The organism is Escherichia albertii NBRC 107761 = DSM 17582, assembly GCF_000759775.1.
Lineage (GTDB): Bacteria > Pseudomonadota > Gammaproteobacteria > Enterobacterales > Enterobacteriaceae > Escherichia > Escherichia albertii.
The window spans coordinates 1-14,207 of sequence record NZ_BBMY01000130.1 but is presented as its reverse complement, the minus strand read 5'-3'; the positions used below and the strand labels follow the sequence as shown (position 1 = coordinate 14,207).

At 44.9% G+C, this 14,207-nt stretch carries 2 protein-coding genes and 5 pseudogenes; 2 read left to right on the top strand and 5 right to left on the bottom strand.

Translation table 11 applies throughout. The annotated features are described in order from the left end of the window. Nucleotides 1-1,033: pseudogene (gene tnpC / locus EA14781_RS18735) on the bottom strand (IS66 family transposase); the annotation flags it as partial. Nucleotides 1,034-1,081: 48 nt separating this feature from the next. After that, nucleotides 1,082-1,327 (bottom strand): annotated as a pseudogene (locus EA14781_RS18730) (transposase); the annotation flags it as partial. 49 nt (nucleotides 1,328-1,376) lie between these two features. Between EA14781_RS18730 and EA14781_RS23760 the strand changes: the two are divergent. Then, nucleotides 1,377-2,909, top strand: a pseudogene (locus EA14781_RS23760) (IS3 family transposase). A gap of 91 nt (nucleotides 2,910-3,000) precedes the next feature. Here EA14781_RS23760 and EA14781_RS23755 read toward each other — a convergent pair. Beyond that, a pseudogene (locus EA14781_RS23755) lies at nucleotides 3,001-3,153 on the bottom strand (IS1 family transposase); the annotation flags it as partial. A gap of 598 nt (nucleotides 3,154-3,751) precedes the next feature. Between EA14781_RS23755 and efa1 the strand changes: the two are divergent. Next, the gene (gene efa1 / locus EA14781_RS18710; protein WP_000701120.1) at nucleotides 3,752-13,417 is read left to right on the top strand and encodes a lymphostatin Efa1/LifA; all 9,666 of its coding nucleotides are present in this window, start codon (nucleotides 3,752-3,754) and stop codon (nucleotides 13,415-13,417) included. 280 nt (nucleotides 13,418-13,697) lie between these two features. On the opposite strand, the pseudogene EA14781_RS23750 reads toward efa1, so the two are convergent. Further along, nucleotides 13,698-13,871 (bottom strand): annotated as a pseudogene (locus EA14781_RS23750) (IS3 family transposase); the annotation flags it as partial. A 28-nt stretch (nucleotides 13,872-13,899) separates the two neighbouring features. Then, nucleotides 13,900-14,207, bottom strand: a 308-nt coding sequence (locus EA14781_RS24450; protein ID WP_052514816.1) for a transposase domain-containing protein, incomplete at its 5' end; no start/stop codon positions are given.

Genomic DNA, 14,207 nt, shown 5'->3' with positions numbered 1-14,207 from the left:
GTGACAAGAACCCGCGAAGAGCCAGTTTTTCCGGCCTACGGCCACTCCCCGTAAGGCGTTCTCTGCGATGTTGTTGTCGATTTCCACCCAGCCATTGCTGCAGTACACGTTCAGGCTGTCCCACTGTTTCAGCAGGTATGTGAACGCTTTTGCCGTATCCGAGTGACGCGACAGTATTTTCATCTGTTGCTGTATCCAGTCATACAGTGACTGCATCAGGGGGGCCGCTCTGGCTTTTCTTGCCGCCAGACGCTGTTCTGCTGAACAGCCCCGGACTTCTGCCTCGATGACATACAGTTCACCGATACGCTGCAGGGCTTCCGTGGTGATGTCGGTTGGCACTCTTGCATGCACATCGTGGATTTTTCTCCGGGCATGGGCCATACACGCGGCTTCCGTTATTCTGCCGGATTCGTATAACGCCCGGTAACCACCGTAAGCATCGGCCTGAAGCACACCGCCGTAACCGGCCAGGTGATTCTGTGGATGGATACCTTTCCGGTCCGGGCTGTACGCGAACCAGACCGCCGGGGGGCATCTGTGAACCGGCGTTACGGTCATCACGGACGTAAACCCACAGCCGGGCAGTCCTTGTTTTACCACTGCCCGGCTCCTGGACCGGAACGGGGATATCATCCGCATGGACTTTACCGGGCATCAGCACATACTGGCGCAGCACGTCATACAGCGGCTCCAGCAGTTCAGCAACGGCACCGGTCCAGCGCCCCAGCGTGGCGCGGCTCAGTTCCACGCCCTGACGACGGTATATTTCTGACTGGCGGTATAACGGCAGATGGTCTGCATACTTCCCGGTGGCAACATGGGCCAGAAGCCCCGCGTCGGCATAACTGCGTGCAATGGGTTTTGAAGGCACCGGTGCCTGCACGATATGGTCGCACTGGCAACAGGCCAGTTTCGGACGTTGTGTTTCGATAACCTTAAAGGCGCTGCTGATAAGCTCCAGTTGCTCTGACACATCACATCCCAGAGGACTGAGGTCACCACCACAGGCCGGGCAGCATTTCTCTTCCGGCCGGATGATCCGGGTTTGAACTGAACCCCAAAACCTGGACAGTTTCAGTTAACCGGCTTTTTGATACTCAGTCCGGTATTCTACCGGGCTGAGTCCCCCAAGACTGAGTTTTATTCTTTTTTGATTCCAGTAAGTTATGTATTCGTTAACGGCATTTTCCAGCTCTTCTACATTTCTGTAGTCCCGGCGATAGTACATTTCTTCTTTCAGGTGACCAAAGAAGTTCTCCATTACCGCATTATCAAGGCAGTTGCCCTTGCGCGACATGCTCTGCACTAACCCTCTGTCCGCCAGGGCGGGACGGGGATGCTGACGATTTCCTGGACTCATCAGGAGATGAAACATGTTTACTGAAGAACAAAAAATTCGCGCCATTGAGCTTTATTTCAAATATGGTAAGAAACTGGCCCCCGTCGTACGCGAACTGGGGTACCCTTCGAAAAGAAATCTGCGGCGTTGGATCCGTTCATGGGAAGCAGGTGGCGGAGTAAAAGAATCCATTCGTCATAAGCCCCGTTACACAGATGAGCAAAAACAGGTTGCCGTTGAACATTATCTTAACCACGGCTGCTGCCTGGCGTTTACCAGCAGAACTCTGGGTTATCCCTGCACCGATGTGCTCGTTCGCTGGGTTAATGAACGTTACCCCGACAGACGACGTATATTTACCAGTAAGACCAATCCGGTTGCACCCTTTGAACCAGAAGTCAAACGTCAGGCTGTCATGGCACTCTGTACACGACAAGGATCAGCCAGTGAAATCGCCAGGCGTATTGGTGTCAGTCGTGCGGTATTGTATAAATGGAAAGATGAAATTATCGGCAACAGTGCTTACCAGACTATGCGTAAACATAACGCCCCTTCCCTGGAGGCAGAACGCGATGCGTTGCGGGAGGAAGTCGCCCGACTGAATCAGGAAATACGCCGCCGGCAGATGGAGCTGGATATTCTGAAAAAAGCGGAGGAAATCATAAAAAAAGCCCCGGGCATCAGTATCAGTCACCTGAACAACAGAGAAAAAACAAAGATTACTGATGCCCTGAGACAAACATATCCCCTGACAGAATTACTGCGTGTTCTGGGTCTTGCCCGTAGCAGTTATTTTTATCACCGTGCTGCACTGAAGGCCGGCGATAAATAAGCCACGATACGTACGATGCTGACAGATATCTTTAATAGTAACTACCAGTGTTATGGCTATCGTCGCTTACATGCGATGCTCAGGCATGAGGGGGGTCGGCTATCAGAAAAGGTTGTACGCAGACTTATTGTGGAGTAACAGCTTGTCGTCAGCCGTAACCGTCGTCACCGCTACAGCTCATATTGCTGAGAAATCGGACTGGCTCCGGATAACCTTATCGCCATAGATTTTAAGGCGGAGCAACCTAATCAGAAATGGCTGACAGATATCACGGAGTTCCAGCTTCCTGCAGGAAAAGTCTGGCTATCACCGGTGGTGGACTGCTTCGATGGAAAAGTTGTGAGCTGGTCTCTCAGTACACGTCCCGACGCAGAACTGGGTAACACCATGCTGGATAACGCTGTCGAAACGTTAAATGCTGGCGAACGACCGGTGATACACAGTGACAGAGGTGGGTATTATCGCTGGCCAGGCTGGCTGGAAAGAGTGAATGCAGCAGGTCTTATTCGCTCAATGTCCCGTAAAGGATGTTCACCTGATAATGCCGCATGCGAAGGCTTTTTCGGCAGACTGAAAACGGAAATGTATTATGGGCGTAAATGATCGGGCATCACGCCAGAAAAGTTCATGCAGCAAGTGGATGCTTACATCAGATGGTATAACGAGCGGCGTATAAAATTATCGCTGGGTGCCGTCAGCCCCAAAATGTACCGCCAACAATGCGGGCTGGAATGATAAAGCAGTCCAGGAAATCGTCCGCATCCCCAAAACGGTCAAACATCGTGGCGTTGACAACGTTGAAAGCCATTCAGTAATCTGCTCTTTAAACCCCGGGCTTGCGGGCCTCGTATGAATAAATGAGCTGAAACACGCACTGGCAGTCCCGGTAGCGGAACCGGTTATGTCCTTTTGGGTTCTTCCCATGAAGATAAACCTGAGCAGGCTGACAACGGGGGCAATGAACGGTAATGCTGGCCATAGGTAAACCTCAAAGTGAGCATTATACATCGCATTCAACTGGGAGGCATTACCGTTGTGTTTACCCATCGGGTATTGACTGCTGGTTATTGCTGGTTTTAATTTTTCAAAAAGGTTTAGACTTGTTTTTGTTTGCTAAAGAAAAGCATATGTGCGGTAGCCTTATTCGTAAGGCCTCCAGAAGCTAATGTAACAGACAATTCAGGCATAAGGGGGAATATTTTTATTATTATATTAAAAACAAAGATGTTATTATAGCCCTGATACTAAAGCACCGCCTTACCCATAGCAGATAAATCACAGGAAATTCCACATATATCAGTAATGATTGCAAGATTAGAGATTTTACAGCTCTCTGGTTTTTCATCTGTCCTGTAAGATCGTATTTTTAGAATGCAAATGTATATTACAGAAACATCTGATGTTCATTAGATATTTATATACATTAGGAGGAGATAATACAGGCATATAAATCGAATACAACCTGAAAATTAATATGATTTTTCATAAAAAAGTTTCTATTACCCCCCATGAGCTTTTAGTTTTTTAATGTTTTATCTTCATTTAGATATAAATGTATTTTATGTTGAGGTGTATTTATGAAAATACCAGAAAAGATTCTTTTCAATCCTGTCAATAATGCTCTCTCAGGGCAAGAGAAACAAAAAAAATCGAGCGACACCACAATTTTTCAAGAAAATTCTCAACGCAATATCAGGCCGGTAAGAACAGCATCAGAAGCCCAACTACGCTTCTTTGACAAAATTGTGTTGAAAGAAAATTCTCTAGAAGATGTTGTTACTATTGGAAAAATGATTCAGAAAGAAATCCAGGGATATGAGCACCGAACATTCTCACCAGCCCATCATACAGGCAACTGGAAATCCTCGTTGTTACATAACGCATTACTTGGGCTATCGAATTTTTATAATGGTCTGCGGGAAACAGAAAACCCCCACTCTTTAAATAGATATGATATAAAAAGCACAAAATCTTTCAGAGATAATCTCGTTTCAAAAATAAGCATTTCCAGAGATGCTTCTGATACAGAAATAAAACATATTGAACATGCAATAAAATCACAAAATAATATAAAAAAAAGTAATAACTCACTAAAAACAAAGAATATAGCCAGTAACAATATATTGAATAAAATAACAACGGAATCAGAAAACGATAGCCAACCTTCCCTATCATATAAATTACTAAAAAGAAAAAAACGCTCTCCTGTAGTTGAGAAAAATACTCAACACATGCTAACACCAGAAAATTTTGACCAGAGGCTTCCACTTAGCGACGAACAGAAAAATAGCCATAAAACAGAGATCATAGGAATAAAGAAAGCCATTACGGGCTACAATCAATTAAAGGAAAAAAATAGTCGTGAAGGTTTGAAATTTCTACAGGCGCAAGCTGACTTATTAACAAGTCTCAAGGAGAAAATTCCCACTGAAGAAACGGCCTCTAAAAATATAGAGGCAATGATAGCAGATATAAAAAAGGAATACTATTCACATACCGTAGATATTGAGAAAAACATTCATGCTATATGGGTAGCAGGTTCCCCACCTGAAAGTATCACTGACTATATCAAGGCTTTTCTGAAAACCTATGATGACTTTAATTATTATCTTTGGGTTGATGAAAATGCTTTTGGTGCGGCAAAATTTACCAGTATATTAAAACAAATTGCTTTTGATTTAGCATGTAAAACTATACAACAGAACACCCAGCAAAAAAATATTGATTTCATTAACAAATACAATGGAATAAGAGAAAAATACAACAATAGTCAATCAGGACAACAGGAGTATTTGAATCAACTTAGAGAAATTTATAATGATTATCAAAAAATAGCCACCCCCCTGAAGCACAGGTTTAACGCACTTTTTTTAAAAAACATGATCAAACTCCAGGATGACTTCTTCAACCACTGTATTGTGAAAGGAGTTACAGAAATCAATGATAAATTTCGAATAAATTATCTCCAAAATGTGATTAAGCTATCTGAGGATGATATTAATAGCTTTTACAAAACTATTAATATCAATAAAGGAACAGTAAAAAAAATCATTCATGACTTACAGAGTGAGTTTGGTGAAACTCGTATTTCAATTAAGGACGTTAATACTTTAACGTCTTTATCAAAGGCAGAAAATAATCATAACTATCAAACGGAAATGCTACTTCGCTGGAACTATCCTGCCGCCTCAGACCTGCTCAGAATGTATATTCTTAAAGAGCATGGTGGCATCTATACTGATACAGATATGATGCCTGCATATTCTAAACAAGTGATTTTTAAAATCATGATGGAAACAAAAGGAGATAATCGTTTCCTGGAAGACTTAAAGCTACGTCGTGCAATATCTGATGGTGTGTTAAGGCATGTTAATAAGCAAAGCCTAGATGATGTCAACTATGATGGAATCAATGATGCAGATAAAAAAGTTATTAGAAATATATTAGCATCAATATCTAAACTACCTGAAGCTAATATTTTCACTAAGATCGACACAACTATCCCACGCGATACAATGCCCATTCTTCGTCGCTACCATCTATGGACCAATGGATGGAATATTCGTGGACTCAATGGGTTCATGCTATCACATAAAGGTAGTGAGGTGGTTGATGCTGTTATCGCAGGCCAGAATCAGGCTTACAGGGAACTAAGGAAAATAAGAGATAATGTCCAGAGTGAAATATACTTCAAACAGACTGATGACATATCTTCACTCCCAGATACAGACAAAGTTGGGGGGATACTGGTAAAAAAATACCTTTCCGGGAGTCTTTTTTCCAAGTTCAGACAAGATACTATTATTCCGGAAGCGCTGAGTACCCTTCAGATATCCGGTCCGGATTTGATTCAAAGAAAAATGCTGCAATTTTTCCGAAGCAGAGGAGTTTTAGGTGAAGACTTCATCAATGATAAAAAACTAGGTGATAAAGCTTATATTGGTGTATACAAAACAACAGGCACAGGAAAATATGACTGGTTAAACCCTGTGTCGATTGGCATCAACGATGTCACACCAGCAGATGAAAGTACATGGTGCATAGGAAAAGGCCGGTGTGTTGATGACTTCATGTTCAAAGATGTTTCAACAATAAAAAAAGAAAATCTTCCGGAATTATTCTTAACCAAAATAGATACTAATACGTTTTTCTCTCAGTGGCCCACTAATGCCAAGAAAAACCTACAAAAAAAGATACAGATCCTTGCTGAGCGCTATAATGATTTGATTGATGCATCAGACATCAACTTTAAAAAACTGTATGAAACAGATCAAATGATCCATATACTTATGGAAGAGGTAAATGATGATATAGCAAAAAGGTCTTTATTTTCACTACAAGTACAGTTAGCCGAAAAAATCAGGAGGATGAATATTCCCGTAGAAAACAAAATTAATATTTACCCTGACTTATATAAAAACATCGACGATGACCTTAGGATGTCAATAAAAGCCTTCCTTGCAAGCAATCCACACACACAAATAAATATCTTTTACAGTGATAAAACTGAGCATACTCTTTTTATAAAGGAATTATTCTCCTTCGCGGTTATGGAAAGGGAGTTAAAATACATTCTTAATGATATGAGTAAGAATAAGACTCCTGAAAATTGGGAAGGGAGAGTCATGTTACAAAGATATCTTGAATTAACAATGAAAGATCATCTTGGCTTACTATCTTCTCAGGAGGCAAATACACTTCTTGAAATAGCTGGTTTTATTTATGAGAATAATTTTTTGAAAGAAAAGGTAGAAGCTGTAAAAGATAATATAAATTCACATGAACTTTACTTTGAGAAAATAAATAAAGACTCCAATATATGGCAAGACTTGTCTACGAAATCACAAAAAATTAAACTTGTTAAACAGTTAAAAGAAATATCAGGCAATACTGACAGCAGCATTGATTATTATTACTACCTTGAAGCATTCGAAAAGAAATATGTTGAAAACATTCATGAGAAAATACAAAAAATCAATGAGGAATTCAAAGGGAATCCCCGTATAGCTATCCATAATATGGATAAAGTGGTCTATAGCGGACATATACTTGATCGTCTACATCGTGAAGGATATGTATTTTCTGACTTAAACATCCTCTCCCGTTATACAATGACTGGACTAGGAATAACAGGAGTGCATACTGCAGAGAGTCTGCTACCGGCACCTTCCTCTGCCTTAATCAACATATTAAAAGAGCACTACAGTACAGATGATATTAGTGAGAAGTTACCACTGATATATAATCATATATTGGATAAGAAAAAAACAGAATTAATCCCTGTTGAAGTTATAGAAAAAATATCACAATTATCGCCAAATGAATTGCTGACGCCTGTACCCGGTCAAAATGTTAATCCTCTGGGGATGGGCTACTCATCCAATAACGGAAAAATTACAGAGCAGGTGATGGTCAGTGCTGCTGATGGTTTTGACAATCCGGCATCTGAGGTTATGAATTTATATATTGAGGATTTATATAAAATTCATATAAACATGCGAGAAAAAACACTAAATGAACATAATCTTCGCCAACTTCTGCAAAACTCTGTATCTTCATGTTTTTTGAGTGATCAGAATATTAATAAATTGCTCAGTGAGGCAGAAAAAAGACCTTATCAGTCTTTAACAGAAATACATCAGCATCTCTCTGGATTACCAACTCTTGCTGATGCAGTCCTTCCCTTACTCTCTGCCGCATTACCCGGCACGGGTAGGCTATTGCGTCGAGAGCAGGAGTACGGGCGACCACCAGTTACAGTAATACAGGATTCCAGTTTTGTTCTCCCTTATAATTTCAAAGGTATTGGCTTTAATGAAAATATTATATCCTCTGCACCAGTAGTATCTTCATTACATTTTATCGTGGAACACGCTAAATATACCCTGCTCTCATGGCCAGAATTTTATCGCCAACATGCACAGAGATGGTTTGAAATGGCTAAAGGATATGGCAGCCAGAATATCGACTTTCACCCTCAATCACTTTTGATCTCTCAGGAAGGACGCTGCATGGGGATGGCCTTACTTTATCTCCAGACTGAAAATACCGCTCATTATCGCATTCTCCAGGAAAACCTGATGACAGTCAGTGCTCTTCATCAGACCTATAAGCGCGATAAGTTGCCTCTGACAGAAGATGATAAGGCCATAATGGCCAGAGCTTATCGTCTGATTGAAATGCTGCAGTATCAGGGAAACAAACATATTGCCGACAAATCGCTACTACAGAAGGCAGTATGGAATCCAAAAAACCTAACCCAACTGTTTCATGAGAAAGGCGTTAAACGTGCTCTAATAACCACGCCTACCCATACACTGGTGCTACAACAACTGGAAGATATTTTCCGGGTCACTGATCCAAACTTTGGGCATGCAGATTTCTTTTCTCCTTTGGATGCACTAAAGTTTATTGAAGCTGGCATACAATTAACCCCGACGCTTCAGGAATATTATGGCTTATTAAACAAAGACATTAGTGAACATATACAAGTACATTATGCCGATTCAGATATGATCTGGAACAAGCTGCTGCCAGTTAATGATGCTGGACTGAGCACCCGCCATCAGCACACCACTGCTGACCGTCTGACGAATCTGGCTGAACCGGTCGCTGTTGCAGGTATCTCCCTGCCAGTAAAAACACTTTATGATATCGGAGCCACCCTTGACGGCCGGCGTATCACTTCTCCCCCCACTCCGGAGCAAATCCCCTCTCTGCGTCTGAACGGTGATGTGCTGCATGATTATCTGTCCCGCACAGTTCTGACACCAGAACAGGCTGATAACATACGAAAAATTCTGCAGACTCAGGGACTGTATAGCGGCACCCGGCCCATCGATCCGGATATGATTAACGGGACACTCGATGATATGGTCTCCTCACAGGTTCGCCTGCAACGGCAGGCGACACGGATAAAACAGCAACTCGCCGGCGTACTGGAAACTCTGCAGCAACGCTTCCAGAGTATTACCCGCTCATCCGGTCGTCATCTTTCTGCTGAGCATATTGAGCTGACTGATGCCGGGAGCGGGCGATTCACCCTTCAGGTCCGTGATGATGAAAAACAACATACAGTTTCTGTGGAAGCACCAGAAGTAGTATCCCGTTTTCAGAAACTTTCTTCCATGCTTTCGGCCCTGCCTGCCAGTGGGGTCATGGATTTCGATCTCGGTATGAGTGTGGTTGGTATTGTTCAGTATGCCCGCATGCTACAGCAGGGGCAGGAAAGCAATGTTTTGGCTCATGTCAACCTGGCTATGGACGCCAAACAATTAGCCGAAGCCACTCTCGGTAGCATGATTCAGATTGCCGGGAATAAATTCCTGAATACAGAGGGTATTCAGGGATTCAGACTGGAAAGTGCCATGGCTGCAGGTCTGCGCTCAGCCGCAACTCGTACCGGAGGCACAATGGGCAAGGCGCTCTCCGCCAGTGCCCGCGTTCTTGAACTTCCCGTACTGGAAACCGCTCTTGGTACCTGGAATCTGTACAACAGTGTCACTCAGCTCCAGCAGGCCACACGCCATTCTGATATTATGGCGGCCCGGGTACAGGTCGCCTTTGACTCCATCTCTTTGGGACTGACGGTTGCTTCTGCGGTCTTTCCTCCTCTTATTATTGCTACCGGGCCTGTGGCCGCTATTGGTATGGGGGCTCCCGCTATTGCCCGCAATGTGGCACTGAAAGAAGAGCGCTATGAACAATGGCTGAAATATAAAAAATTCCTGACTGACGGCAGTAAACACATTGTCGTGGCCTCTCCGGAAAGAGGTGTGCTGGATTTCTCCGGAAACCAGGTACTGGGGAAAATGGAACTGGATCTGCGACAGTCTCCCCCTGTCCTGCGGGGAGAAAGCTCTTTTAACGCTGGCCGAAAAATCGGTCATCGTCCTGACCTAGGGGACTGGCAAATTCGTGAGAAGGTGGGCTATGCCTATAGCATCAGCCCCTACCACGCCCTGGCACACGGCTACGCCAACAGTAAATGGCCCCGGACCCTGCCGGAAATCCCTGCGGGAGAGTATGACACCATTATTCTGGGCTACAGTCACCAGTATAAGGCCAGTACTGAAATAGAATATCTGTCCAACAAAGTGGTCTGGCGGGAAGCAGTCGCGGACAGCAATTCCCGTGACTGGCGTCCTCCACTGGAAGTGCTTAACAGTCAGTGTTCCGTGACGGCAGGAGAGCGGAAGACCACCATACTTCCCCTGAGGGTGCTCAGCGACCTGACACCGGAACGCACAGCACAGGCAATATCACTGAAAGATTACAGGTTCATACTGAAAGGGGGGACCGGAGGCCTGACTGTTCAGGTCGGTGGTGCGGGATATTATGATATTGATGCAAATCCTGTGGCAAAAGAAAATACGCTCTCTTTTCGCGGGCTACCGGAAGAGTTTCCGCTCGCCTTTGATTTATCAAAACAAACACAGTCGGTCATGCTGAAAACAACGGACGGTGAGGTGCCGGTAATGACCATCACCCAGAAGGGAATAAACACCCTGGTCGGTACAACGGCCGGCGAAAACTGGCTAACGGGTAACGATAAGGACAATACCTTCCATACGAGCTCTGGTGGCGGTACTGTCATCTCTGGTGGAGGGAATAACCGCTATATTATCCCCCGCGATTTAAAAACTCCGCTGACACTGACGCTGTCTAATAGCTCGGTCTCTCACGAGATCCTTCTGCCAGAAACAACTCTGACAGAATTAAAACCTGTCGCCTTTGAGCTGAGTCTGATTTACTGGGCCGGGAACAATATAAAGGTTCAGCTGGAGGATGAGACACAACTGAACCGTTTTGCCGGAAACTTCAGGGGGCATACCAGTGATGGCATTACTCTGGAGGCGGTTTCCCAGGAAAATGGTATTCAACTGGGGGTTTCATCATGTGATGTTCAACGCTGGCAGGCTGTTTATCCGGAAGAAAACAACAGACCAGACGCCATACTGGACAGGCTGCATGATATGGGATGGAGCCTGGCCCCCGAGGTCAGGTTCCGGGGAGGAGAAACATCTGCCAGCTATGACCCCCTGAACCGTCAGCTCGTTTACCAGCTTCAGGAGCATTACTCGGAATTCAGGCTGACCGGCAGTCGCCATTACACCACGGCTGTAACCGGAACCCCCGGAAGCCGGTATATTATTACGGGGCCGGATACAGCACAGATATCACCGGCACAAATCATACTGGCCGGTGATAATGACCATCCGGAAACGATTGATTTGCTTGAGGCCAGTCCTGTTCTGGTTGAAGGGAAAAAAGACAAAAACAGCGTGATATTAACGATTGCTACGATTCAGTATTCCCTTCAACTGACAATATCCGGGATCGAAGAATCGCTGCCCGGGACAACCCGTGTGTCAATTCAGCCTCAGGATACCCGTTTACTGAGTGACGTACTCCGGCTGTTACCGGATAATGGTGACTGGGTGGGGATTTTCCGGAAGGGCCATAGGCCAACGATAAACCGGCTGGAAACGCTGACGACACCAAACCATGCAATGATGTTCCTGCCCCGGGTATCCGGAAGTGCAGAGCAGGTATTGTGCCTTGAAAACCTGAGTGGCGTCAGGAAAAAAGTGGATGGTGAGTTACTGTCAGGGAAGCTGAAGGGTGCGTGGCAAGCAGAGGGTGAGCCGACTGTTCCGGTAAATATCTCAGAGCTAAATATCCCCCCCCATTCACGGCTGTATCTGGTTTTTGAGGGAAAAAATAATGTGTTGCTACGTAGCAAAGTACATGCAGCTCCGTTGAAAATAAAATCCGCCGGAGAGATACGGTTATCTGAAAGGCAGTGGCAACAGGAGGAACATATTATTGTCAATCCCGACAACGATGCCCCATCCTTAATACTTGAGGGATTTCTTCGTTTCAATATTGTATCGGATGCAACATTTTCTTTAAAACTGATGTGCCATCAGGGTATGGTCCACATCGACCGCAGGATATTATCGGTCAAACTGTTCTATCTGCGAGAACAATCAGGTATCGGCCGTTTACGTCTGACGTTCAGAAATTTTTTCACAGAAGTGATGGATACAACTGACAGGGAAATTCTGAAGAAAGAACTGAGACTGATTCTGATAGGAGATACACACCGTTTTATCAACCCTGCCTACAAAAATCATCTGAATATCCAGTTAGGAGAGGGAGTTCTGAATCTGGCGGAGATTGTTGCGGAATACGCCCGTATTCAAAAGGAAGAAACGTCAAAAATATTATATACATATCACGGTGCCATGAGAAAAAGTCCAGAGGGACTCCACTTGGTGGAAAATGCCATTATGACCACCACTTTCACAACGAACTCAGGGCATAAATTCCCGCCCTTCCACCCGTGGTATATCGATGGCTTATCAGTACAGTATAAAAGCCTACCTATGGCACGAAAAGCAGAAACTTTGTATTACCTGACACCAGAAGGTGATTTGCAGATAACATATCAGGTAGCTAAAAAAATGGTGAATCAGGCAATGATTGTCTCCCTGTCAAACTACCGGCAACAGTGGGACAAGTATCCTTTAAGCATTTTATCCGAAATCCCTCAGAACAATAATACTGTTGTACATTCAGTCCTCAGGCTCAATGGCCCGGCACTACTGGAGCGCATGATTGATTACAGGGGGAAAGAGGACAACAATCCCACAGTATCTTTCTCAGATATGATGTTCATAGATGGGGAACAGATGCTGCGTCATGACTCACGTACCTCAAGACAATTCCATTCCAGAGAAGAATATATGCTGTGGGAATTGCAACAACGGGTATCAGAAGCTCCCCGCGCCCGGACGCAGGATAACTGGCTGATGGATGCGGCGGTAAGAAACGGAGAATGGATGATCACGCCAGAAATATTGCGCCACACACCGGGATATCTCCGGAGCACTGTGTCGAAATGGCCCGGAGGATGGCTGAAAACCGGCACAATACTCCAGACTCCGGAAGATAAAAATACGGATGTATACCTGACCACCACACAGAACAATGTATTTAGTCGTCAGGGGGCCGGCTATCAGGTGTATTACCGGATTGACGGAATGGCTGGTGCGGATATAGCGGATAATGCCCCCGGGGAAACCCGCTGTATCCTCAGGCCCGGAACATGTTTTGAAGTGACAGGTGTGGATGAAAGGCATTATGGGAGGAATATCATTTATGTCACACTGAAGACCTGTGGCTGGAGCCGGAATGGACAAAGCAAAACGCCGACTGGCGACAGCCTTTTTAACTGATTAAAATCTATGTTAAAGATGTATAACCCGGCATCCATGTGCTCACCAGCACGTGGATGCTGAATCTGTAGTGATGTGATGGACGCCCTTCCTGAAGTGGTCAGTGCCATACTTCATACTTTTACTGTCTGCGTTTGCTACCGGAACCGGGAGCGCTTTAAGCTGGGAGTAACATCACATGAGTACGATCAGGGTTGTTGGTATCGGTATTGCCAAATCTGTTTTTCAGGTTTGTGTCTGGATGGATGATTGATCCTACCCACGTAATGTGGACACGGCCCTAAGCGAGATTATGGTTTTCAAATTGGTCCGGGCTGAGACCGCCACAGGCACTGTGACGACGCCAGCGATTGTAATCACACTCGATATAATTAAACACCGTTGCCCGCATTATTTCCCGGCTGCTAAAGCGTTCCCCGTGGATACATTCCACCTTCAGCGAATGAAAGAAGGTAAGCGTCAACGGAGCACCGTATTGACGCTTATTTATTGGTGAGTACTACGTTCCATGGCAGGAGTTCATCAACCCGGTTGGAAGGCCATTCCGGCAGTACGCTCAGAATATGGCGCAGATACGCTTCCGGATCGATACCATTCAACCGGCAGGTGCCGATCAGCCCGTACAACAGTGCTCCACGCTCGCCGCCGTGATCGCTGCCGAAGAACATAAAGTTTTTCTTTCCGAGACAGACTGCACGAAGCGCTCTTTCCGCGGCATTATTATCCACTTCCGCCAGACCGTTATCACAGAAGTTGCACAACGCAACCCAGTGCTTCCTGATATTGTCAC

Excerpts from the sequence above, each read along its gene's own strand:
- efa1 (WP_000701120.1), top strand. The coding sequence starts at position 3,752 with ATGAAAATACCAGAAAAGATTCTTTTCAATCCTGTCAATAATGCTCTC.